The organism is Parasutterella muris (genome assembly GCF_943193095.1).
Classification (GTDB): Bacteria; Pseudomonadota; Gammaproteobacteria; order Burkholderiales; family Burkholderiaceae_F; genus Parasutterella; species Parasutterella muris.
This window is the reverse complement of the sequence record NZ_CALPCV010000001.1, coordinates 146,617-170,594: the sequence shown is the minus strand read 5'-3', so window position 1 is coordinate 170,594 and position 23,978 is coordinate 146,617. Positions and strand designations below refer to the sequence as shown.

Below are 23,978 nucleotides of genomic sequence, written 5' to 3'. Positions count from 1 at the left end.
TGTCTCCTGCCCGAGCAGCCCGTTCCGAACCATGCGGACAAAAGGAAAATACTTCCAATATATATTTGAATTCTCTATCAAATCGAAACCGAATTGCTGAATTCTCAGCAATTCGGCCCAAATTTGGTCACACTTTTTAGTGGCGGAAATGACGCTCGCCCGTGAAGACCATTGTAATTCCGCGTTCATCAGCAGCGGCGATCACTTCGTCGTCGCGAATCGATCCGCCCGGCTGAATAACGGCAGTGGCACCCGCGTCAACAATCACATCAAGACCGTCACGGAACGGGAAGAAGGCGTCGGAAGCGGCAACGCTGCCCTTCAGGCTAATACCGGCTTCTTCCGCTTTGATCGAGGCGATCCTTGCAGAATCCACGCGGCTCATCTGACCGGCGCCGACACCAAGAGTCATGCCATCGCGCACAAACACGATGGTGTTGGACTTCACAAATTTCGCAATCTTCCATGCAAACATCATGTCGGAAATCTGAGCACTCGTGGGCTGCAGTTTCGTTACGCACTTCAGAGCATCTTCTTTAACCGTCTGAGTGTCCGGTGTCTGAACAAGCAAACCGCCGCCGACGCGCTTCATATCCAAATCGTTGTGCGCATGTCCCATGGCAATCGTCAGCAGACGAAGATTCTTCTTCTGACCGAATACCGCAAGCGCTTCCTCTGTAAATTCCGGAGCAATGATCACTTCGGCGAACTGCTTGGAAATCTTTTCAGCCGCTTCTGCGCCAACCTGGCAGTTAAAAGCGATAATGCCGCCGAATGCAGATGTCGGATCGCACTTAAACGCTTTACTGTAAGCCTCGGCCGCGTCAAGTCCGATAGCGGCGCCGCAAGGATTCGCGTGTTTGATAATGACGCAGGCAGGTGTATCAAAACTTCTCACTGCTTCCCAAGCCGCATCGCTGTCAGCGATATTGTTGTAGGAAAGCTCTTTGCCCTGATGCTGAACATAGCCGGCCAGAAGTCCCGGCGCAACCTGACGTTCACGATAGAAAGCGGCTTCCTGATGCGGATTTTCGCCGTAACGCATATCCTGAACCTTAACCCACTGGCGAGTCAGACTGTCCGGGAACTTCGAACGTGTGGTCACGTCATTGCCTTCGATGCTTGTCAGGTAGTTCGAGATCATGGCGTCGTAGTGCGCGGTATGGACGAATACCTTTTTGGCAAGCGCAAGGCGAGTCTCGGCGGAGACTTCACCTTTTCCCTTAATTTCTTCGATCACTTTGCGATAGTCGGCCGGAGAGACGATCACCGTGACGCTTTCATGGTTTTTCGCCGCAGCGCGGATCATTGTCGGACCGCCGATATCGATATTTTCAATCGCGTTTTCAAACGTGCAGTTCGGGTTCGCAATGGCCTGTTCAAACGGATAAAGGTTCACGGCAACGATATCAATCGGATCGATATCGTGAGCCTTGAGCGCCTCCATATGCTCCTCCACGGGTCTGCGGGCGAGAATTCCGGCATGAATCTTCGGGTTGAGTGTCTTAACTCTACCGTCAAGCATTTCCGGGAAACCGGTGTAGTCAGCGACTTCCTGGACAGGAATGCCGGCTTCGCTAATCAGTTTGGCCGTACCGCCGGTGGACAAAATGTGATAGCCGAGTTCCGAAAGTTCTCTGGCGAATTCAACAACGCCGGATTTGTCAGAACAGCTAATCAACGCCTGTTTTTTCATCTTTGCTTTCCTCATGGTGTGGGAGATGTGGTTTTGGCTCTAATGGAAAGAGAACGCCTGCCATGGCTGATTCACTGTCCGGCAGCTCATCCTCAAGTATTCGGACAAGTGCCTGCTGCAGCCCTGAGGGCGTGTTTTCTTCATAAAGCCGCTTTAAATAGTCTGTGCATAAGTCTAACCGTTTAAAGTACCAACTTATATGTTTGCGAATTGTCTTAAGACCTCGTTCGCTTCCGTAAAAAGATAAGTGCGCCTCCGTGTGTTCGGCAATCACGTCTATAACGGCTTTCTTGGACGGCGGAACATAGCGGCGCCCATCAAGCGCGGCGCTGATTTCTTCAAAAATCCATGGGTTGCCCATTGCCGCTCTGCCGATCAGTACGCCGTCCGCCCCCGTCTCTTGCAAGACCTGAAGCGCCTTGGCGCCGCTGCCTATATCGCCGTTGGCAATGACCGGAATGCCGACCGCCTGTTTTACCTGTCTAATCGTTTCATATTCAGCTTCACCCCGAAACGCCTGCGCCCGGGTTCTTCCGTGAAGTGTCAGCATCTGCACGCCGACGCTTTCAGCCATTTTGGCAATCCTAACCGCATTAATGTGCGCTTCGTCCGTTCCGGTCCGATATTTAAGCGTGACCGGGCCGCTAACGGAGGACACCATGGCTTCAAGCAGCTCCTTCACTAAATCTTCGTTCGCGAGGAGCGCCGCGCCGCTCGCCACACTGCAGACTTTTTTTGCGGGACAGCCGCAGTTGAGATCGATAATCTGAGCGCCGCACTCAGCCGCGTAACGCGCGCTGTCGGCCAAGTCCTGCGAAAAACAGCCGAGAAGCTGGATTCCCCGAGGCGCCTGCTCGCCCTTGAGATTAAACCGCTCCTGCGACTTTCGGGATGTCCTCAGCTGCGCCTGACTTGCGACCATTTCCGCAACCGCATAGGCCGCTCCGTGCGCTCTGCAGATTCGGCGGTACGGAAGATCCGTGATTCCGGCCATAGGCGCAAGAAAAACACGCCCGGGTATTTCTACATTTGCAACATTCAGCACCGTGCGCGAATCAAAATTCTCCATCTCAGGCCTCTGTCACCGCAAAATTGCGTTCCCGTCCGAAGTGCGCTAAATCCTCCGGCGTTCCGACATTTGCCCACGGCCCGCAGTAAAGCTCGCCGCTCACTCTGCCCGCATCAACAAACTGATAGAGCCAAGGGAAAAGAGGCGCCTTTTCAGCTGACTCCTTCTCAAAAATACGAGGAGAAAAAACCGCGATATTGCCATAGGTCAATCGCTTAGGCTCCCGATAGACGAGTCCTTCGCGCACATCCATGTCACCGGTATCTTTAAAGTACGGATTCGGAACCAGCACCAGATGCGCGTCAAATCGGCCGCAGCGAACTGCTTCAGCAGCCGCTCGCAGCTGACGGTAATCGTAGGCCGTCACAATATCTCCGCTCACCACCGCAAAGGGCTCTTTACCGTCACTCAGCAGCGGAAGAGCCTTAACGATTCCGCCTTTGGTTTCAAGCGCGCCGGAAAAATCCTCGCCTTCCTTGGATATTTCAATATTGAGTCCCGGCATAACTTTTGAGCCGGCGTAACGGTCAAATAATTCCGAATGGTGCGCTGTGTTGATGACTGCGCCGCTAAAACCCGCTTCCTTAGCTTTGAGCAGCTGCCACTCGAGCATCGGTCGGCCCCACAGAGAAAGCAGCGGTTTTGCCGTCTTCTCCGTCAGCTCTCTCATGCGTGTGCCTCGGCCCGCGGCTAGGATCATGATCTTCAATTCCGAGACTCCGATGATCAGAAGGTATATCCGACCTGTTCCTGCTCTCCGATAATGGTATCGATAAAGCGGGAGAGCGGTCTCAGCGCGTCGAAGCGACGGCTGGTCGCTTTAACGTAATTGAGGAACCGAGGAGTATCGCCTAAATATTTAGGCTTGCCGTCGCGATAGTTAAGACGCGTAAATATTCCGAGAACTTTTAAATGTCTCTGAATCGCCATCCATTCAACGTCTTCCCAGAAACGGCCGAAGTCAGAGGGAACCGGAACACCTGCTTTGCGGGCCTTTTCCCAATAGCGGATCGTCCAATCCAGAGTCTGTGTTTCTTCCCAGGAAATAAACGCGTCACGGCAAAGACATGCGATGTCGTAGCTCACAGGTCCGTAAACCGCGTCCTGAAAATCAATCACGCCCGGATTGCCTTTCTCTGTGAGCATCAGATTGCGCGGCATGAAATCCCGATGAACATAAACATTGGCCTGATCCAGATTCTTCGCAATAATCAGCGCGAAGGTACGATCAAACATGCTTCTAAGCTCAGGAGTAATTTCCATCCCCAAATGACGCTTTACGAACCACTGCGGAAAGAGTTCGAGCTCAGAGCGAAGCAGTTCAGCCGAATACGCAGGAAAAACATCCGGTTTGCTTGCGGCCTGAAGTTTAACCAAGGCATCTGTCGCCTGCCCCATCAGCCGATCGGCGTTGTCATGGTCCAGAACATCAAGATAAGTTTTGGTGCCTAAATCCGAAATCAGCATGAGGCCGAGTTCTCGGTTTTCTTCATAGATCTTGGGGACATTTAAGCCTGCCTGAGCGAAGACTTCATCGGCGTGGATAAACGGCGCGATGTTGTCCGCTTCTCCGGGAGAGTCCATAACGATATAGGTCGTCTCTTTTCCGTCGATTCGGAAGTAGCTTCTGAAGCCGGCGTCCGCAGATGCCGTTCTCATAGTGTCAAGCTTTAATCCGTACCGATCCGAAAACCCGCTAAGCCAATCCTTCAGCCGCATTTGTCTTTCAGTCATCTTTAAGCACCTCTTGTTTATTGGGAGAGATTCAAGAGAGTCTCTTCTTTGCCCTTATAATCAATCTTCTCAGATCCAAGCAATTTTAATGTTTAGCTGTTTATTTCGCAGAAAAAGACGTATGTCTCGAATTCGTGTTCTCCCTTTGTGCTCCGCTGTAGCGCTGGCACTCCCCCTTTGTGTTTCCGCCGCTGACTCAAAGGATGCTTCCGACGCGACTGCTCTTTCCAATGAAGGCCTGCGTCTGCGCCTATCCAGAGGTTTGAACGAGCAGGCGCCGACCGAAAGAGATGAAGCTCCAACCTATCTGAGCGCCTACCGCATGGTCGGGCGGACCAACGAGAAGATTGAACTTTACGACGATGCGGAAGTCCGTCGCGGCGGCGCCGTTCTTCGCGGAGATACAATCACATACACTTTTTCCACCGACGAAGTTTATTCGAAGGGAAACGCGCTCGTTGCAAGAAACGGTACTGTTTTCAAAGGGCCGGAACTGACTTATCGGCTTGACGCCGAAACCGGTGAAATGCCTGATGCGACATTCCGTTACCTTCCGAATGAAATGAGAGGCACCTCCGATAAAGTCGAGCTGCTCGGAGGCGGCAGAGCCAAGATGTGCAACGCGGTCATCACAACCTGCCGTGAAGGAGAGGAAGCCTGGTGGATTACAGCGGATTCCGTGGACTACGACCAGCTTGACGAGTCCGCAGTCGGCAGAAACGCGACGCTTTATCTGGGCGGAGTTCCGATTTTTGCGAGTCCCTATTTCAGCTTCCCTGTCGGAAGCGAGCGCAAGACCGGTTTCTTAACACCCAGATTCGGAATCAACTCGACGCTCGGCGTGAATCTTGAGCTTCCGTTCTATTGGAATATCGCGCCTAACTACGATTACACCTTCACGCCGAAACCCATGTCCAAGCGCGGCGTGCTCCTGGGCAATGAATTCCGGTATCTGCAGCCGTCCTTCAGCGGTGAACTTACCTATGACGTGATTTTCAAGGACAAGGAAACCAAGGACAGACGCTACGCGCTGTCGTGGAAGCACTTTCAGCGTCTGGGCAGAGGCGGTCCGACGCTCGGCGTAGATTACCAGCGCGTATCCGACAACGACTACATTTCGGACTTTTCCACGACCATTCGTGAGTCCAGTGAAAACATTCTGAATCAGAAAGTTTGGTTAAGTTACGGAAAGACATACTGGAGTACATCTTTAGGCGTCTACAAAAATCAGACGCTTGCTCCGGGCGGGCGCAGACAGACCGAAAAGCCCTATGAAAAAGTTCCTGAGTTTAATCTCAGCGGCAACGTCGCAGATTTCCACGGCTTTACACTGACCTCCCGTCTGACAGCGACCCGATTTGACCGAGGCGCGGGCTCCACCGTGGGGCGCCATCATTTGAGCGGCGACGGATATCGAACCCTTCTGGATTCCTCAATTTCTTATCCGCTGATGGGGCCGTTCTGGTTCATCACACCCAAGTTCCAGTACAACATGGCTTGGTACCGTGACATTCACGACGCTGCTTCTTACGTCGACAGATCCGGTTCGCGTCTTGTTCCGATTTACTCCTTGGATTCCGGACTGGTGTTCGAGCGAAACACTACATTCTTCGGACGAGAGACTGAGCAGACACTGGAGCCGAGACTCTTTTACGCGTATATCCCTTATCGCGATCAGAGCCATCTGCCTAACTTCGACAGCTCGGAAGCCGACATGAACTTCGCCGAACTTTTCTCGCCGAATAAGTACACCGGAAGCGACCGAATTGCCAACACCAACCAGCTTTCTGCAATCCTGACCACGCGCATGCTCGATGCCGGAACAGGCAAAGAATGGTTTACCGCCAGCGTCGGTCAGCGCTATTACTTTGAAAACAATCAAGTCGGGCTGTATTGGTCGGATCCTGCGAAAACGAAGAACCGAAGCGACCTGCTCGCCTCTGCGCAGTTCTCTTTCTATCAGGATTGGCGTATCGAAGGTATGGTGCAGTATTCCTCGGAATGGTCTAAAGTTTCCAAGACAACGGCAGGCGTTCGCTATAACCCGAGAAAATTCTCCACTGTTTCTCTTTATTACCTTTACAACTACAACCCCAACGATAAGCGAGACGCTTACTACAACACCAACATCAGACAAGTGGACTTCTCTTTCCAGTGGCCCATTGTTAAGGACCTTTACGCTTTAGGCAGGTACAATTACTCCTTGCGTGACCATCGAGTTGTTGACTCTTTGGCCGGATTGGAATACCGAGCCGGCTGCTGGATTCTGCGCGGAGCAATTCAGCGATATATCCGAAGCGAAGGCAGAACAACAACAAACTTCTTCTTTGAGCTTCAGCTTGTAGGACTCGGCACCGTCGGTTCCAGCCCGATTGAGGCCCTAAGTGAAGGAATTTCAGGCTATCAGCCTCTGGGACCAAGGCCCGTTGAGGTAGGTCGTTACGATTATTACGAATAAAGATATATGAAAAAACTTTCTGTTCTCACTCTTTCTGTCAGCTTGGCTTTTTCCGTCGCTGCTTGTGTTTCAGCCGCACAGGCCGCGCCTAAAGCTAAAAGCACGGAAACCAAAGCGGCCGCTCAGCAGATTATTCCTGTCGACCGCATCGCCGCGGTTGTCAATCACGACGTCATTACGGAAATCGAGCTTCAGCAGCGGGTGCACCAGGCCGCTATGTCTCTTCGTCAGCAGAAAATTACGCTTCCGCCGATGAACAATCTGAGAAATCAGGTTCTTGACCGTATGATTCTTGAACGAATCATTGAGCAGAAAGCTCAGGCCTCCGGCATCCGCATCGACGACAATATGATGAACGGCGCCATTGAGCAAATTGCTCAGAACAACGGTCTTACAGTTCCTCAGCTTGAAAAGAAACTCGCTCAGGACGGTGTTTCTTTCAGAACCTTTAAGTCCGGAATTCGTAGCGAACTGATTACCCAGAGACTTCGAGAGCGAGAAGTTGACGACAAAATTCAGATCCCGGAAAGCGAAGTTGATCAGTTTATTAAGGATCAGCTCGGACCTGAAAAACGTATTCAGTACCGTCTCGCCCGCATCGTCATCGGATTGCCCGCCAATCCGACACAGAAAGACGTGGATGAAGCCACTCGACAGGCAAACATCGCACTGACGCAGGCGTCCAAAGGTGCGGACTTCGGTCAGCTCGCAGCTCGCTACTCCAGAGCGCCCGAAGCGATGGAAGGCGGTGTAATGGGCTGGATTCCCGCAGGCAGACTGCCGAGTTTTGTTCTTGACGCGGTAAAAAAACACAAGACCGGCGACATTATTCCGGTTCGTACGCCCAACTCATTCCAGATTTATAAAATCCTCGGCGTACGCGATCCCGGCGACACCGCCTCTCAGACCGTCACTCAGACGCACCTGCGTCAGATCCTGATGCGTCCGACCAATGTCACGCCTGAGAATGTCGTCGTCACGCGTCTGAATCAGCTTAAGGACCGCCTTGATAAAGGTGACGGCGATTTTGCCTCTCTTGCCCGTCTGCATTCTGCTGATCCCTCAGGTACCAGAGGCGGCGATCTCGGCTGGCTTTACCCGGGAGATCTTCCTCCGGAAATTGAGCAGATGCTGTCGAAACTCAGCCCGGGCGAAGTTAGCGCTCCGGTAAAAACTCCCTACGGCTGGCACATCTTCCAGGTACTGGAACGCAGAAACCAAAGCGGTGTCAACGAACGCCTGAAACAGCAGGCGAGAGACATCCTCAGAGAGCAGAAGCTCGATGATGCGATGCTTGACTGGGAACGCAAACTGATGAGCGAAGCTTATATTGAGAAGCGCGTCAATAAACCCGCTGAATAATGTTTCATACTAAGACGCTTAGAGAACCTAAGCGTCTTTTTTCCTATGGCAGAAGTCTTAAAACATCACAAAGCCCGTAAAAGATTCGGGCAGAACTTTCTCAACGACGACTACTGGATTCAGAAAATCGCCGATGCGGTTGATCCGCAGCAAGGTCAGAAAATTATTGAAATCGGACCGGGCCAGGCCGCCCTCACCCGACAGCTTATTGCCGGCGCCTCTCACATTTTCTGCGTTGAAATTGACCGTGACCTGGCCGCATGGCTGCGTACGCAGTTTTCTTCAGGCGCGCTGACGATCATAGAAGCCGACGCGCTGAAGTTTGACTGGAGAACGTTTTCCGAAGGAGAAAAACTTCGTGTTGTCGGAAATCTGCCCTACAACATTTCTTCTCCGCTGCTGTTTAAGCTTGCGGAAATCTCCGACCGTGTAGTCGATCAGCATTTCATGCTTCAAAAAGAAGTCGTCGATCGAATGACAGCCGCGCCGGGGAGCAAAACCTACGGCAGACTCTCCGTGATGCTTCAGCACAAGTACCGCATGGCCAAGCTCTTTGACGTGCCGCCTGAAGCCTTTACGCCTGCACCGAAAGTCGTCTCTTCCGTTGTGCGAATGATTCCGCTGGAAAATCCTGCGGAAGTGGATGAAAAAGCTTTCCATGACGTTGTCGCGGCCTCATTCGCTATGCGAAGAAAGACCCTGCGCAACAACCTCTCTAAATGGATTTCCGACGATATGATCCGAGAAGCCGGGATTCAGCCCGAGCAGCGCGCGGAAACCATTCCGGTTGAGAATTTCATACGCTTGGCGCGCTTGGTAAGCGAAAACAATGTTTCGATCACAATCCCGGGAACCGTGGTCGATTAAAGGACGCTGTGACTGATTGAGTAGCCTTTAAGCTTTCTCTCGAACTCGCGATAGTTCGGACAGTACATTTCCACCCTGGCCCAAAAGTTCTTTGAGTGGTTCATGTGCTTGAGATGCGCGAGCTCGTGACAGATAAGATAATCGATCACGTCCTTAGGCAGAAATACCGCCCTCCAGTTCAGTCGAACAATGCCTCTCACTGAGCAGCTTCCCCAGCGTGTCTGTGCCGAAGAAATGATGAGCTTGGAAAACGGAATGCCTAAATCATCAATCGATGATGTCTTCAAAAGAATCTGCTCCAGAGCGTACTGTCTAATCTCTTCTTTCAGCACTCTGGTAATCGCCGTCTCCCATAGTTTGTCGTCATTCGTGTCTTTAGGAGGACAGACGCGAATCTCTCCCGCACCGACGCCCTCATCTCTTCGATTATTGACAAAAACGAGTCGGTGCTCTTCGCCGTAGATAGTGACTTTTCTGTTCACTGAAAGCTGACTTGAAGCTTCCTTCTGCTTCTGAAGCTGCCGCAGATACTCCGTATGCCATTTCTCCAGGGCTCGCAGATTTTCGTCCAGCCAAAGCAGTCCGCGCTCCTTTGTTCCGCCTGTAGGAACCGTAAGACGCACTTCACCGTCTTTGAAAGAGGCGCGGTATGACTTGGCGCGTTTAGATCGAATGACCTGAATCTGCACCGTTTCTCCATTCAGATCAACTTCAGCGCCCCCTCTCCTGCTGCGGATATGCTGCAGCTTGGGACTCAGCTCCCGCTCAATCTCTCTGTAGAGCGCCGCAAGCACTTGATCGGAGCGCATATTAAAAGGCACCAAAAGCGCATAATCCATATCCTGATCGTCACACGGAGAAAGAACCGACTTTCTGCATTTTTTCCCGTAAATCACTCTCACGTGAATCTTCCTGCTGCCATGGATAACTTCCAGGACTTCACCCAGCTTATAGGACGAGAACAGCGAAGAAAGTGAGTCATTGATCTTTTTGGAAACCCTGTCTATGAGTCTGTCGAAATCAAACGGATCATTCACGTCGTCAGCCTTTTTGTATTAACTTTTTATTATGCGAGCAGCTTACACAGGCAAGTCTCACTGCTGTTCGCCGGATTTTTTTCGGTAAAACTTCGGCGAGATTTTGGCCATTTCGTTTTCGATAATCTCAAACACCTTCTCGTTGAGTTCGTGCGCACTCATACCTTTCGGGTTAATCGGAGAGTTAAAGACAACATTAACCAGTCCCGGACGAATCACAAAAGAGTGTTTCGGCCAGCATTCACCGGAGTTAAGCGCAACAGGGATCACCGGAGCGCCGGTGCATTCTGCCAAGCGCGCCCCGCCGCTTTTATATTTCACCACTTGTCCCGGAGCCGTGCGTGTGCCCTCAGGGAACAGGATAATGCCCCAGCCCTTTTCAAAGAATTTAGGAACTTCCTGCTTCATCAGAGCAAAAGCATTGCGCCCCTGAGCTCGGTCGATGCTGAACATGCCCAATGAAGCCAAACCCCAGCCGAAAATCGGAATCTTGTGAAGCTCTTTTTTATAGATATAGCTCAGGCGGCGCGGCACAAAGGCGGTGAGCGCCAATGTCTCCCATCCGGACTGATGCTTTGAAAGAAGAATAAAAGGACCTTTCTTCGGAATATTTTCCATCCCGATAAAGCGATAGTCCACGCCACATATAGCCTTCATCAGCACTACGATGACGCGGCACCAGGATCGGATAATGGCATAGCGTCCGCTTTGCCGGCAGAACGGAATACACACTAAGAGCGCAAAACCGTAAATGAAAAGGAGCACTACAAAAAACAGCCAGAAGACTGCAGAACGCAAACCGTAAATTACTTTCATTCTGATTCAATATAAATTTGAATGTCTCAGAGACACGAAGGGCCGCATACGCGGCCCTGATTCAGCGAATTAGGAAGCCAGGCACGAAAGCTTCGCTACCTTATTCATCGCTTTATGAAGCTCATTCAGAAGCGTCAGACGATTCCTCTTGAGTTTCGGATCCTCAGCATTGACCATAACTTTATCGAAGAAGGCGTCAACCGGCGCTTTAAGCGGCGCAAGTTCCTTCAGAACGGCGTCGTAGTGACCGGCGCTGTAATCTGCGCCGAGTTTCGGTTCGACCTTGGAAATCGCCTCATAAAGCGCTTTTTCTTCGGGTTCGACTAAGAGAGTCGCATCCACTTCGCTGCCGGTTTCTCCGGAAGACTTCTTGAGAATGTTCTCAATTCGCTTATTCGCGGCGGCCAAAGATTCGGCTTCAGGCATGCCCATGAAGTCGTGTACCGCTTTAAGTCGTTTGGGAATATCGCTGAGAAGTTCGGGGCGGACTTCGATAACGGATTCCACTTCGTGTGCGGAGTAGCCTTTATCCTTGAGCATGACGCGCAGACGGTCGCTGAAGAACTGACGAAGCTCGTCAGAGGTATCTTTCACTCCGGGAGCGGTCATCTCGATCTGCATCGCAATCTGAATCAGATCATCCAAAGAAAGCGGAAGCTCTTTTTCCATCAGCATTCTCAGAACGCCCAGAGCGTGACGGCGCAGAGCGAAGGGATCCTTCTCTCCGGTCGGAAGCTGACCGATACCAAAGAGTCCGGCCAGAGTTTCCATCTTGTCTGCAAGCGCAACCGCAAGACTTTCTCTGGTGGAAGGCAGCTCGTCGCCGGCGTATCTCGGCTGATAATGCTCGCGAATCGCCAAAGCGACTTTTGCGTCTTCTTTATCATGCTCGGCGTAGTACTCGCCCATAATGCCCTGAAGCTCGGGAAATTCTCCGACCATGAGCGTACGCAGGTCAGCCTTGGCAAGCATCGCAGCGCGGTCGGCAAGTTTCGGATCCGCATCAATCTTCTTGGCGACCTGTTGGGCGATTTTGCGAACACGTTCGCTTCTTTCGAGCTGTGTGCCAAGCTTGTTGTGGTAAACCACATTGGAAAGTCCGGAAACTCTCGACTCAAGCGGCTGAAGCTTGTCCTGGTCGTAGAAGAATTTGGCGTCCGCCAGTCTTGCGCGCACCACGCGGGCGTTGCCGGAGCGGATAGCGTCTCCGCCGTCCGTTGCCTCAATCTGTGAGACCAAAAGGAAGCGGTTCTTGAGTTTGCCGTTCTGATCACGCAGCGCAAAATACTTCTGATTCTGCTGCATGGTAAGAATCAGACATTCTTCCGGCACGGAAAGGAATTCTTCGTCAAAGCTGGAGTCGTATACCACGGGCCACTCAGTGAGCGCAGCCACTTCGTTCACCAAATCCTGCGGCATGATGATTTCAGCATCAAGACGCTTAGCGGCGTCTTTGAGTTCCTGAACCATCTTGTTTCTTCTTTCGTCAAAAGAAGGAATAACCTTGGCGGCTTCCATTTCTTTGGCGTAGCTCTCGGCGCTCGTGATTTCGACCGGCGCCTTGCAGTGGAAGCGATGTCCGCGCGTGTCTCTGCCGGCCTTGAGACCGAAGAGTTCAACATCGACAACCTTATCGTCAAGAAGCGCGACTAAATGCTTAACCGGACGAACGAATTCAACGGTTCTTCCGTCTTCAAGCTGATAAGACATGACCTTAGGAATCGGAAGCTGTTTCACCGCCTTATCCAAAGCTGCCTGCAGACCTTCGGCAAGAAGAACGCCCGGCTTGATACCATCGTAGTAAAGCTGATCCTGCTTGCCGTCATTGACAACCGCAAGCTGAGACGGTTCGCATTCGATACCGAGCGCAGCCATTTTCTTTTTGAGCGCAGCTGTTGCGTTTCCGTCGGCGTCCAGACCGATCTTGGCGGGAACCAGTTTCTGACGGAAAGGTTTATCAGGAGAGCGCTCGGAAATCGCGGTCACTTCCGCCGCGATTCTGCGAGGCGCACCAAAGGCGGTCACTTTCGAATCCTCGGCGGTAAAACCCTGCTCTTTCAAGCTGTCGAAAAGAGAAGCGGCAAAAGCGGAAGAAAGATTTTCCAAAGCTTTCGGCGGCAGTTCTTCTGTCTGAATTTCAATCAATAATGTAGCCATTTTCCAACCTCTTCTCGTTATGCTTTGGGCTGACACATCGGGAAGCCCAGACGCTCTCTCGAGTCGTAGTAGCTCTGCGCGACTGCCCTGGAAATCTGACGGATACGGCCGATGTAGGCGGCACGTTCAGTCACACTGATCGCGCCTCTGGCGTCCAGAAGGTTAAATGTATGTCCCGCTTTCAGAACCATTTCATAGGCGGGAAGCGCAAGATTCAGATCCATTAGTCTCTTGGCTTCGCTTTCGAAGTAGTCAAACTGCTTAAGCAGTTTCTCGGGATCACTTGCTTCGAAGTTGTAGTGACTCTGTTCGACCTCATTCTGATGGAAAACATCGCCGTAGGTCAGAACATGATCTCCGGAGGCGTCCTGCCATTTGGTGTAGACCAAATCGAAAACGTTGTCGCAGTTCTGCAGGTACATCGTCAGACGTTCCAGACCGTAGGTAATCTCACCGGTAATCGGTTTGCATGTGAGGCCGCCGACCTGCTGAAAATAAGTAAACTGAGTGACTTCCATGCCGTTCATCCAGACTTCCCAGCCCAGACCCCAGGCACCCAGCGTCGGATTTTCCCAGTTATCTTCCACAAAGCGAATGTCATTGACTTCAGTGTCAATACCAAGCGCTCTCAGAGAACCCAGGTAGCGGTCCACGATATCGGTGGGAGCCGGCTTTAAGACAACCTGAAACTGGTGGTGCTGATGCAGACGGTTCGGATTCTCGCCGTAACGCGCGTCTTTCGGTCTGCGGGACGGCTGAACATAGGCGGCTCTCCACGGTTCAGGACCGAGAGCTCTTAAAAACGTGGCCGTATGAGAGGTACCGGCGCCGACTTCAATGTCGATCGGCTGAAGCAGCGCGCAGCCCTGGCCGTTCCAATATTCCTGCAGGCGCAGGATCACTTCTTGAAATGTAAGCATGGTAATTTTTATCAGTATGAGAGAACTGAAAACAATTTTTCTATTGTAAACGGTTAAGTTTAGTCTTTCGCGTAATCGCAAGCGCAATTGCGGCAAAGAAAAGCAGGAACATGAAGATCACGGAAGGAAGATCTCCGTTCCGCGCGTACGGGGTCGGTGCTCCTTTTGCGGTTGTGACCGTCACATCGAGTTTGCCCGGCGCCATGAACGGCAATTCCGCCGCCACAGTGCCGTCCGGCTCCACATACGCTGTCGCTCCCGTGTTGGAAGCACGCACCACCGGACGAGCAAATTCAATCGCCCGCATCCTGGATATGTTCAGATGCTGCGGCAGCGCAAGCGAGTCTCCGAACCAGCCGAGATTGGACAGGTTAATCAGAACATTCGGACTCGAAGCGTCTGTCCACCAATCCCGCACTTCTTCAGCAAAGAGATCCTCATAACAAAGCAAAAGCGCAGCCTGGGCATTTCCGAGATTAAACGCGGCCTGAGAGGACGAACCTCGAACCAGGTCTCCCATCGGAATGCCGAGCATGTCGATAAACCAGCGGAAACCGAACGGGACGTATTCTCCGAACGGAACAAGATGCCTCTTGCTGTAGCTCTCGATGATCCTGCCCTTGGACACCTCAACCACCGAATTCGCATATCCGTCTTTCATTCGTGTGAATCCGCCGAAAATCATGCGGCTTCCGTTATCCGTGCCCTCTGTAAAACGCTTCCAAATGTCCTTCGGAAGACGATCCAAAGGAATAGGGAAAATGGTCTCAGGCAGCACCGTCACCGTTTCCGCAGCGGCTCCGCCCTCTTTCATCAAAGTGAGATAGCGTTCAAAACTCGTTAACGTCCCCATCGGAGAAAATTTCTCATCCTGTAGGACTCCGCCCTGAATCAGCTGAAAACGAACCTGCGCAGCCGGCTCATACCATTGAATTCGTCCAAAAAAGATCCCGCCTGTGATTACCGCAAACATCACCGCCAAACAAACCAGTCTTCTTGTCGAATCTCTGAATGAAAGAACGAAGACGGCAATAAGCACTGCAATCAATGCGGACAGAAAATTAATGCCTGTCGCTCCGACAATCGGCGCATAACCCGAGAGCGATCCTTCAACATGCGCGTAAGCGGAAGCCGCCCACGGAAAACCGCTCAGTATCCAGCTTCTCAGCCACTCGAATATACCCCACGAGGCGGATGTCCCTAATACGAAGGCAAGAGGGAATCCTTTCTTTAATGCCGGAGCGGAAAGAGCGGAAAACGCCGCGGCCGCGGCCGGAAAAATCGAGAGAAAAGCCGCGAATAAAAACGCTGCCGCTGCCGCAAAAAAAGCGGGCTGATATCCGTAGGTATAAATCGAAACATACACCCACGAAATGGCATAACAGAACCAGCCCAAGCCAAAAAGAAAGCCTTGCGCAAACGCCTGCTTTACGCCATGAGACTTTGATAGACAGATAAATAGAACGGATAAGGCAATCAGCTGCAGAATGGCTCTGGCCGGCGCAAATGAAAAACCCTGAAGTACCCCGGCTGCCAAGGGAAGAAAATATAAGAGTGCTTTTGTTTTCACGTTGACAAATAAAAAACGGGACGATTCCTCATCCCGCTGTTATCAAAATTAGTTTGGTTCCACCGGTGCCGGTTCCGCAAGTTTTTCAACATTCAGCATCTGAACCTGCCGCGCGACTGCTTTCGTGACTTTGAACCGATAGCCGTCGAGATCCACAAATTCACCTGCGTGCGGAACATGCTCAAGTTCATCGCTGATCAGACCGCCGACACTGTCGTACTTATCATCAGAGAAATGCGTACCAAAGACGCGGTTAAAGTCATCAATCCGCGTTGCGGCTTTAACTCTCCAGTGATTTCCTCCGACAGAGACAATGTCGCTTGCGGACTTGTCCGTGTCGTACTCGTCATCAATCTCGCCGACAATCTCCTCAAGCACATCTTCAATCGTAATCAAGCCGGAGATGGAACCGAACTCATCGACCACGAGCGCCATATGGTTTCTTTTCAGGCGGAATTCTTTCAAAAGCACGTCTGCGGGCTTTGATTCCGGCACATAAACCGGCTGTCTGAGATGCTCTCGAATCTGATACTGCGGATTCACAAACAAGCGAAGCAGATCCTTAGCCAAAAGAATACCGAGCACGTTGTCTTTATCTCCGTCGACCACAGGAAAGCGCGAATGTCCGGCTTTGACTACGTCTTTAATCCAACTCTGCGAGTCTTCCGAAATATCGATCACCGTCATCTGCGCTCTCGGGATCATCAAATCCTCGGCGCGAAGCTCATGGACTCGGATAACGCCCTCGATCATAAGCATGGCGTCATCGGTCAGGATTTTCTTGTCATGGGCCTGATGAAGGTCGTCAAGGAGCTCCTGAGTATTTTCAGGCGCATCTTCATGGAAAAATTTCTCAGAAAGTTTCTCAAAAAAATTCTTTTTACTTTCTTCCGGATTGTCTGACATAAAACGGTTTCTTAAAAAGTTTCAGCGATCTAACGCAGCTCTCGCGGCACATAATTCCGATCAGGGTAAGGAAGATCATAACCGAGATTGTTCAGAATATCAGTCTCGAGCTGTTCCATCTCCTCGGCCTCGTCCTGTTCGATATGATCGTAACCTCGGGCGTGGAGGACTCCGTGCACCACTAAATGCGCCAAATGCTCTTCAAGCGACTTGTTCTGTTCGGCCGCCTCACGCACCAGAACCGGAAGACAGATCGCGATATCTGCCATGATCGGATTTGTGCAGTAGACGAAAGTCAGAACGTTTGTGGGTTTTTCTTTGCCGCGGAAACTCTTGTTCAGCTCAAGTCCCTCTTCCGCATCGACAAAGCGGATCGTCAGCTCCCCGGGCAGGCCCTGCGCGGCTGTGCGAATCCAGTGCTCAATATTCTCTTTGGCGGGAATTTCGAGCGCTTCGTCTTCCTCTTCCTGCAAATGGATTAAAAGTTCTCCGTCCTGAGGGCCTTCGGATTCGATTTCCGCAAGCGCCTCCGCCAATTCTGGATCTTCTTCAGCTTCTCTGTTCAGAACCTGATCAGTTGTTTTTTCCATTCTGATACTCCCGTTTCTCTGCTTTTTCATATGCTTCGACAATACGGGCAACCAACGGATGGCGCACGACGTCAGCAGCCGTAAAGTATGTGATCGATATGCCCCGAACTCCGTTAAGGATATTGGCTGCCTCAACCAATCCGCTGCGCTGTCCGCGCGGAAGGTCAATCTGCGACGCATCTCCTGTGATAACGGCCTTAGAGCCGAAACCGATACGCGTGAGGAACATCTTCATTTGTTCTGGCGTTGTGTTCTGAGCCTCATCAAGGATCACAAAAGAAGAGTTTAACGTTCTGCCTCGCATATATGCGAGAGGCGCAATCTCGATCTTTTGCTTTTCGAGAAGCCGCTGAGTTTTTTCGGTTCCGAGCAAATCGAAAAGCGCGTCATAGAGCGGACGCAGGTACGGGTCAACCTTCTGACTTAAATCGCCCGGGAGAAATCCGAGTTTTTCGCCGGCTTCGACCGCGGGACGAGTCAGAACAATACGCTCGACCTCTCCCTTCTCAAAAGCGCTGACCGCGGCGGCAACCGCTAAGTAGGTCTTGCCTGTGCCGGCCGGCCCGACGCCAAAAGAGATGTCGTGTCCGATAATACTGCGGATATAGTTGCGCTGCATCGGTGTTCTACCCTGCAGGCCCTTACGGTTTGTCCTAAGCTCGGGCACCGGCTCTTCGGCCTGAACTTCTTCAGGCGCATCCTTCTGACCGACTAAGTACAGCTGAATATCTTCGGTTGTCAGATCTGAATTCTTTTTTTCGGCAAAAGCGGCCAGGTCCGAAAGCGCTTTAAGCGCTTTGCGCGCAGCTGCGGTTTCTCCCCGAATCTGAAAATGCGCGCCTCTGCGCGAAATTTCCACATTTAGGAAAGTTTCCAGCTGCGTTAGGTTTGAATCCAGCGGACCGACTAAGCTCGCCAAATCGCTGTTCGTAATCTGAAGGGACAGGTTTAAGGACGTTCCAACATCCTTTTGTGCTTTATCCGGCATCAAATAATCTCGCCTCCAAGCGTGTGGGGATATACATCTGTAATTTTCAGATTAATCATTTGCCCGATGAGGTTTGGCTGCCCATTAAAAGTAACGATACGATTATTGTCGGTGCGTGCAGACAGTTTTCCTTCACCTCTTTTTGCCGCGCCCACCACCAGACATCTTTGGACCGTACCAACCATTTTCTGAGAAATTTCCTGAGCATGTTCAGTATTCAGAGCCTGAAGGCGCTGCAGGCGTTCCAATTTAACGGACTGCGGCGTGTCATCCGGCATGTCGGCCGCAGGTGTTCCCGGACGCTTGGAGTAAACAAACGAGAAGCTTGTGTCGAATTTGACGTCCTGAATGAGCTTCATTGTTTTCTCAAAATCTTCCTCTGTCTCATTGGGGAAGCCGACAATGAAGTCTGTCGCGATACTAATGTCGGGGCGCACCGCGCGGAGCTTGCGCACAATCGACTTGTATTCAAGGATGGTATAGCCGCGTTTCATACCGGCAAGCACACGGTCGCTGCCTGCCTGCACCGGCAGATGCACGTGATTGGCCAATTTAGGAAGCTTTGCGTAAGCCTCGACAAGGCGATTCGTGAATTCTTTCGGATGAGAAGTGGTATAGCGGATTCGTTCAATACCCTCAATTTCCGAGACGTACTCAAGAAGCAGGGCAAAGTCGACGATCTCTCCGTCGGGACCTTCTCCGCGGTAGGCGTTCACATTCTGTCCGAGAAGCGTCACTTCTTTGACACCTTGCTCTGCCAGCTGCGCGACTTCAAGCAGAACGTCTTCGAGAGGACGTGAGAACTCTTCACCGCGGGTATAAGGCACGACGCAGTAGGAACAGTATTTGCTGCAGCCTTCCATGATGGAGACAAACGCAGTGGCCGCTTCCGAAGTCGGTGCGGGCAGATGGTCAAATTTTTCGATTTCCGGGAAACTGATGTCTACCTGAGGACGATGCTCCTGTTCATTCTTTTTCAGAAGTTCCGGCAGGCGGTGCAGGGTCTGAGGCCCGAAAACGACGTCCACATAAGGCGCGCGACGAATGATGTTCCCGCCTTCCTGGCTTGCAACACACCCTCCGACGGCAATTTTCAGACCGGGTTTTAATTTTTTGATTTCACGGGCGCGTCCAAGATCTGAGAAAACTTTCTCCTGAGCTTTTTCTCGAATGGAGCATGTGTTGAAAACAATCAGGTCCGCTTCTTCGATGTTGTCTGTAACCTGATAGCCCTGTGCTGCTTTGGCGATGTCAGCGATTTTGCCGGAATCATATTCATTCATCTGGCAGCCAAAAGTCTTTAAATAAATTTTTTTCGCGTTCACGGTTTATGTCCGGTGGCGGTAGAGATAAAAATAAGTTATGCGTACAAAAAGACGCTCTCATAGAAATGAAATTCTATGAGGACGGCTATTCTAACGCAAAGATTCTTAAAGAAATTATTACACTTCCGACTTAGGAGAGCGGTAGAGCGGCGCCTTCTCCCGGATGTATATGGGATGCTTTGAAAGTTTCATCGCGCTAAGGCTTCCGCCCCAGAGGCATCCGGTATCCAGCGGATAAATATTGGGGCAGTCGGTCTCCCCCAAAGTCGACCAGTGTCCGAAGACGATTGGATCTTTTTCGGTTTTGCGGCCGGGGTAGTTAAACCAGGGAATGAACTGCGACGGCGTGTCTCCCGGTGAAAGTTTCTGACTGAAATCCATCGTACCGTCTTCATTCAGATAACGCGTACGCGTCAGCACATTCACGATCGCTCTGAGCCGATCAAGTCCCTTCAGACCCTTCTCCCACTGCTGTTTACCGAAAATTTGACCGATTTCAGCTTCCCACTTATCGGAGCGAAGGAACTCCTCAACTCTGGAAGCCTGCTTCAGACAGTCCTTCACGCTCCATGAATGATGCACTGCGGCATGAACGCAGAGGAAACCCTTGTCGTAGAGCGCCATCGGGCGGTGACGAAGCCAATCGATGATTTCATCCAAATCCGGGGCCTGAAGAATCGGGTCAAGCGTATCGCTTGGAGAAAGTTTTCTTTGACCTGCGCAGACCGCAAGGAAATGCAGTTCGTGATTACCGAGCAGGCATTCGGCGTTCTTCATGCGCATCACGGCCCGGATCGTCTCCAAAGACTTCGGACCGCGATTGATGATATCGCCGATGAAAATAAGACGACGCTGAACAGGCAGCTTCTCGAGCAGCAGGTTCAGCGTATCAAAACAGCCGTGAACATCTCCGATTGCAAAAGTTTTCAATCCATTCTCCGATAAGTGTCGGCGCGCTCATACCCGGTCTGATCCGGTTTTGCCTGGCGCCCTAAAAACAAAATATCGGTCTTCTGTACGTCTATAAAACTTCCCTTGGTTTTGCTGTACGTATATCTATACGTCAATAAAAACCCCATTGGGGGCCGTTAAGCGTCGTAGAGATACAGCAGGGAAAAACCGCAAAAGCCCCGTATTTATTGGTTCGGACAAAAAAATATCCGAGAGCTTTTTGGCTCTCGGATGGGTATCTGGTGGCGAATCAGGGACTTGAACCCCGGACACAAGGATTATGATTCCTCTGCTCTAACCAACTGAGCTAATTCGCCGTGCTAACGCTGTTTCGTTAGGAGGTTGAATATTACATACGAAATTCAACTTCGGCAAGTCGAGAGTCTCTTTCTATGTAATTATTTGTAAAACTATCTCCACTGAGCGTAGAAATGATGCACCGGTCCGTGACCATGACCGATGTGCAGTTCGTCCGCATGAATGATCGCCTGAGTAATGTAACGCTTGGCTTCTCTTGCCGCCATTGGAATATCGGAAGAAACCGGAAGGAGCGCCGCTAATGCCGAAGACAGCGCACAGCCGGTCCCGTGTGTGTTCTTCGTATTTGTTCTCTCAGCGCTGTAGCGAATCATGTGGCGACCGTCATAAAGCAAATCCATCGAATGATCCACATTCTCCTGATGACCGCCTTTGAGATAGACCCAGCCGGTGCAGCCCTTCATCTTCCAAAGATCATTGGCAGCCTCTTCCATCTGATCATCATCCGTAATATCAACCGCCTGAAGAAGCTCTGCCGCCTCCGGAAGATTCGGCGTAATGATTGTGGAAATCGGAAGAAGTTCCTCTCTCAGTGTGGAAATCGCTTCTCTTGTCAGCAGCGCATCGCCGCTCTTAGCCACCATCACCGGATCAAGGACGATAAAGCGCGGCTTCCAGTAACGAAGACGTTCCGCAATCGCTCGAATCAGATTCGAATCAAAAAGCATCCCGATTTTTACAGAGTCAATGTGGACATCTTCAAAAAGCGTATCAATTTGACGCACTACAAAATCGGTAGGGATCGGAAGCGCCCCTTGAACTCCGACGGTGTTCTGCGCAGTCACCGCTGTGACAACACCCGTCGCATAGGCACCAAGAGAGCTCATCGTTTTAATATCAGCAAGAATACCGGCGCCGCCTGAAGGGTCAACACCTGCGATAGTCAGAACGGTAGGATGCTGAGTCTGCATCATTTCTTCTCCATTGTTTCTGCATTGAATTTATTAAGATTCGTATCTTTCTTCTGCGCCATAAGCTCATCGATCACCGCGATCGTCCGCTCAGCCGCACCTCTTTGGGCCTGCGCGAATTTAGCCGCCGCAGCGCCAACCGAAGCCGCTTTACCGCTGTCCGAGAGAAGCTCGTCAGCGCGCTGCAAAGCCTGACCCGGATCCTGAACGCTCAGAACCGCGCCCTCTTCACGGGCCTTTTCGATAATGTACTTAAAGTTATAAATGCTCGGACCGACAATCACCGCCTCTCCAATGGCGCAGGGCTCAATCACACTTTGCGATCCGTAGTCTCCAAAGCTTCCGCCCATAAGGACAACGTCTGAGAGCGCATAGTAAAAGGCCATTTCTCCCATACTGTCACCGAGCACCACGTCCGGGCCTTCGCTCAGTGAAAGAACTTTTTTCCAGTCACGGATATCCGACCGTTTTTCTACTGTGAAGCCCGATTTTCGAATGAGTTCCAGCACCTCTCCAAAGCGCTGGGGATGACGGGGAATCAAAAGGAAAACCGTGTCTTTGAGCCGACCGTTCGCTTTCGCTTCCTTAAGCGCGGAAAGCATGCTTGCTTCCTCGCCATCGCGAGAACTCGCAAAGGTCAGAATTTTGCGCTCGGAGAGCTTTCTAATCTCTCGTCCGGTGCGCACATGTACAGGATTGGGCTCGTAATCAAATTTCAGATTGCCGAGTACTCTAACCTCTCGGCATCCGGCTTCCTTCAGTCTGGCCGCGTCTTCTTCCGATTGAGCAAGCGTCAGTGTCAGACGCGACATCGCGTCACGAATCAGACTGCCGACCTTTTTACCTTTATCTAAAGACTTCTGAGACAGGCGCGCGTTTGCCAGCACAACAGGCAGCCCTGCCTGCTTTGCCGCATATGTCAGGTTCGGCCAAACCTCTGTTTCCATCAGCAGACAAAGCGAGGGCTGAGTCTGACGAATAAATTTTCTCATCGCGGCCGGCGTGTCATAAGGCAGATAGACCTGACTAATGCGGGAGCCGAATTTCTTGCCGAATTGTTTACTAACCTCTCTGCCGGTCGGCGTCATATGAGTATATAAAACGTCAACCTGAGGCCACTTTCGGAGAATACTTTCCACAAGGGAAAATGTCGCTCTTGTCTCGCCCACGGATACCGCGTGAATCCAGATGCGCGTGCGGCCCGGCGTGACCGGGGGATAATGGGCCGTTCCAAAGCGCTCATCCCAATGCTCGGAATACTCCGGCTGCTTCTTTGCGCGCTTGGAAAGATAAAACATCGCAAAAGGCGCCGCTATATACAAAAGCGCACTGTAAACAGGACGCGGAATCATCATGACAGCACCTCTTCAAAAGCTTCAGCCACCTTCTCAATGCTCGGGCAGCTTCCAACGCCGCCAAGCGCTTTCTTCTTCGCTTCTCCCATAAGCGGCACGAGCTCTATCGGATAATCACGGAAGATGCCTACCGTCGGAATACCCATCGCGGACGACAGATGCGTCATCCCGGTATCCAATCCGACAACCGCTTTTGCACCTGAAGTTTTATTCATGAGCTCACCGATGGACATCCTAGGAAGCACGCAGGATGTACTGCCGATTCCCTGACTGATTCTTTCAACGCGCGACTTTTCCGCTTCGGAACCCCAAGGCAGAAGAATTCGATAACCGCGCTCGGAAATGATTCGGCCAAGCTCTATCCAGTAATCTTCCGGCCAAAGCTTAGTCTCTCGGCTTGTGTTGCAGTAAAAAACGACAAAGGGCGCTTCACTCTTCTGTTCAGTGAACTGAAACAGGAACTGAGGAGCGTCAGACGGGATTTCGTAACCGAGCGCAAGGGCAGCCAGACTGCGGCACCGCTCTACCGCGGAGAGCTGTCGGCTGACAGAGAATTTAGAGTGATAAAAGAAGCTCGCCAGCGGCTCCTTAATCGATGATCGGTCATAACCGGCAACCGGAGCATGAGTCCAGGAGGCCAGAACAGCACTTTTGATCAGGCCCTGCAGATCAATGACTAAGTCATATTTTTTTTGCCTTAAAGCGGACTTTAAGGCGGAAATCTGTTTTCGAGTTTCTGAGTTCAGCAAACTTTTTTTCCATTTGCGAACAGAGCAGACGAGCACCTCATCTACTCCTTTCGTCAAACGGGGAATGTCCGCAAAAACATCTTCGGCCAGCCAATCGATTTTCGCCTCCGGGAAATGCTTCCTGATATCCGCTATGACGGGTACCGCATGAACAACATCTCCCATGGAGGTTGTCTTAACAATCAGAATTTTCATGACC

At 51.5% G+C, this 23,978-nt stretch carries 20 protein-coding genes and 1 tRNA gene; 3 read left to right on the top strand and 18 right to left on the bottom strand.

The features are described from left to right. Window positions 1-136 precede the first annotated feature (136 nt). From purH to NFR90_RS00805, 4 genes are read right to left on the bottom strand one after another with little or no spacing between them, the layout of a single operon-like run. Window positions 137-1,696, bottom strand: a complete 1,560-nt coding sequence (purH, locus tag NFR90_RS00820; RefSeq protein ID WP_251449868.1) for a bifunctional phosphoribosylaminoimidazolecarboxamide formyltransferase/IMP cyclohydrolase — start codon at window positions 1,694-1,696, stop codon at window positions 137-139. Beyond that, window positions 1,674-2,765, bottom strand: a complete 1,092-nt coding sequence (gene dusB, locus NFR90_RS00815; protein ID WP_160334746.1) for a tRNA dihydrouridine synthase DusB — start codon at window positions 2,763-2,765, stop codon at window positions 1,674-1,676. Before dusB ends, purH begins: the two co-directional genes overlap by 23 nt. Window position 2,766: 1 nt before the next feature. Continuing rightward, complete coding sequence (locus NFR90_RS00810) at window positions 2,767-3,465, bottom strand: nucleotidyltransferase family protein (RefSeq protein ID WP_251449890.1); 699 nt, start codon at window positions 3,463-3,465, stop codon at window positions 2,767-2,769. Window positions 3,466-3,491: 26 nt separating this feature from the next. Next, a complete protein-coding gene (locus tag NFR90_RS00805; RefSeq protein ID WP_251449866.1) occupies window positions 3,492-4,499 on the bottom strand; it encodes an aminoglycoside phosphotransferase family protein in 1,008 nt (335 codons plus the stop codon). Window positions 4,500-4,620: 121 nt separating this feature from the next. Between NFR90_RS00805 and NFR90_RS00800 the strand changes: the two genes are divergently transcribed. Genes NFR90_RS00800 through rsmA form a run of 3 tightly spaced genes read left to right on the top strand, consistent with a single transcriptional unit; the run spans window position 4,621 to window position 9,186 of the window. Next, window positions 4,621-6,957: an LPS-assembly protein LptD gene (locus NFR90_RS00800; RefSeq protein ID WP_160334743.1), complete on the top strand. Its 2,337-nt coding sequence runs from the start codon at window positions 4,621-4,623 to the stop codon at window positions 6,955-6,957. A gap of 6 nt (window positions 6,958-6,963) precedes the next feature. Then, window positions 6,964-8,319: a peptidylprolyl isomerase gene (locus NFR90_RS00795; protein ID WP_251449864.1), complete on the top strand. Its 1,356-nt coding sequence runs from the start codon at window positions 6,964-6,966 to the stop codon at window positions 8,317-8,319. 45 nt (window positions 8,320-8,364) lie between these two features. Then, window positions 8,365-9,186, top strand: coding sequence for a 16S rRNA (adenine(1518)-N(6)/adenine(1519)-N(6))-dimethyltransferase RsmA (gene rsmA / locus NFR90_RS00790; protein ID WP_160334741.1), 822 nt, complete (start codon window positions 8,365-8,367; stop codon window positions 9,184-9,186). On the opposite strand, the gene NFR90_RS00785 is transcribed toward rsmA, so the two are convergent. From NFR90_RS00785 to waaC, 14 genes are all read right to left on the bottom strand, one after another. Next, complete coding sequence (locus NFR90_RS00785; RefSeq protein WP_160334740.1) at window positions 9,183-10,223, bottom strand: M48 family metallopeptidase; 1,041 nt, start codon at window positions 10,221-10,223, stop codon at window positions 9,183-9,185. The genes rsmA and NFR90_RS00785 overlap by 4 nt on opposite strands. A 57-nt stretch (window positions 10,224-10,280) precedes the next feature. Continuing rightward, a complete protein-coding gene (locus NFR90_RS00780) occupies window positions 10,281-11,039 on the bottom strand; it encodes a lysophospholipid acyltransferase family protein (RefSeq protein WP_251449862.1) in 759 nt (252 codons plus the stop codon). A gap of 69 nt (window positions 11,040-11,108) precedes the next feature. Continuing rightward, window positions 11,109-13,196, bottom strand: coding sequence for a glycine--tRNA ligase subunit beta (gene glyS, locus NFR90_RS00775; protein ID WP_251449860.1), 2,088 nt, complete (start codon window positions 13,194-13,196; stop codon window positions 11,109-11,111). 17 nt (window positions 13,197-13,213) lie between these two features. After that, a complete protein-coding gene (gene glyQ, locus NFR90_RS00770; protein ID WP_160334737.1) occupies window positions 13,214-14,116 on the bottom strand; it encodes a glycine--tRNA ligase subunit alpha in 903 nt (300 codons plus the stop codon). Between the two features lie 40 nt (window positions 14,117-14,156). Continuing rightward, window positions 14,157-15,686, bottom strand: a complete 1,530-nt coding sequence (gene lnt / locus NFR90_RS00765; protein WP_251449858.1) for an apolipoprotein N-acyltransferase — start codon at window positions 15,684-15,686, stop codon at window positions 14,157-14,159. 48 nt (window positions 15,687-15,734) lie between these two features. Beyond that, entirely contained in the window at window positions 15,735-16,592 is an 858-nt protein-coding gene (locus NFR90_RS00760) for a CorC family transporter (RefSeq protein WP_251449856.1), read from the bottom strand. 29 nt (window positions 16,593-16,621) lie between these two features. Next, window positions 16,622-17,182 (bottom strand): rRNA maturation RNase YbeY, encoded by a 561-nt coding sequence (ybeY, locus tag NFR90_RS00755; protein ID WP_160334734.1) that lies wholly within the window; start codon window positions 17,180-17,182, stop codon window positions 16,622-16,624. Then, window positions 17,166-18,170, bottom strand: coding sequence for a PhoH family protein (locus tag NFR90_RS00750; RefSeq protein ID WP_160334733.1), 1,005 nt, complete (start codon window positions 18,168-18,170; stop codon window positions 17,166-17,168). Before NFR90_RS00750 ends, ybeY begins: the two co-directional genes overlap by 17 nt. Then, the gene (gene miaB / locus NFR90_RS00745; protein ID WP_251449854.1) at window positions 18,170-19,495 is read right to left on the bottom strand and encodes a tRNA (N6-isopentenyl adenosine(37)-C2)-methylthiotransferase MiaB; all 1,326 of its coding nucleotides are present in this window, start codon (window positions 19,493-19,495) and stop codon (window positions 18,170-18,172) included. The genes NFR90_RS00750 and miaB overlap by 1 nt, the downstream gene beginning before the upstream one ends. A 117-nt stretch (window positions 19,496-19,612) precedes the next feature. Further along, window positions 19,613-20,425 carry a symmetrical bis(5'-nucleosyl)-tetraphosphatase gene (locus tag NFR90_RS00740; protein ID WP_251449852.1) on the bottom strand — a complete coding sequence of 271 codons (813 nt, stop codon included), beginning with the start codon at window positions 20,423-20,425 and terminating at the stop codon, window positions 19,613-19,615. A gap of 261 nt (window positions 20,426-20,686) precedes the next feature. Beyond that, window positions 20,687-20,763: transfer RNA gene (locus NFR90_RS00735), tRNA-Met, on the bottom strand. A gap of 93 nt (window positions 20,764-20,856) precedes the next feature. Beyond that, complete coding sequence (gene thiD, locus NFR90_RS00730; protein WP_160334767.1) at window positions 20,857-21,675, bottom strand: bifunctional hydroxymethylpyrimidine kinase/phosphomethylpyrimidine kinase; 819 nt, start codon at window positions 21,673-21,675, stop codon at window positions 20,857-20,859. Next, window positions 21,675-23,030 (bottom strand): 3-deoxy-D-manno-octulosonic acid transferase, encoded by a 1,356-nt coding sequence (locus NFR90_RS00725; RefSeq protein ID WP_251449850.1) that lies wholly within the window; start codon window positions 23,028-23,030, stop codon window positions 21,675-21,677. The genes thiD and NFR90_RS00725 overlap by 1 nt, the downstream gene beginning before the upstream one ends. Then, window positions 23,027-23,974: a lipopolysaccharide heptosyltransferase I gene (gene waaC / locus NFR90_RS00720; protein ID WP_160334729.1), complete on the bottom strand. Its 948-nt coding sequence runs from the start codon at window positions 23,972-23,974 to the stop codon at window positions 23,027-23,029. Before waaC ends, NFR90_RS00725 begins: the two co-directional genes overlap by 4 nt. Window positions 23,975-23,978: the final 4 nt, after the last annotated feature.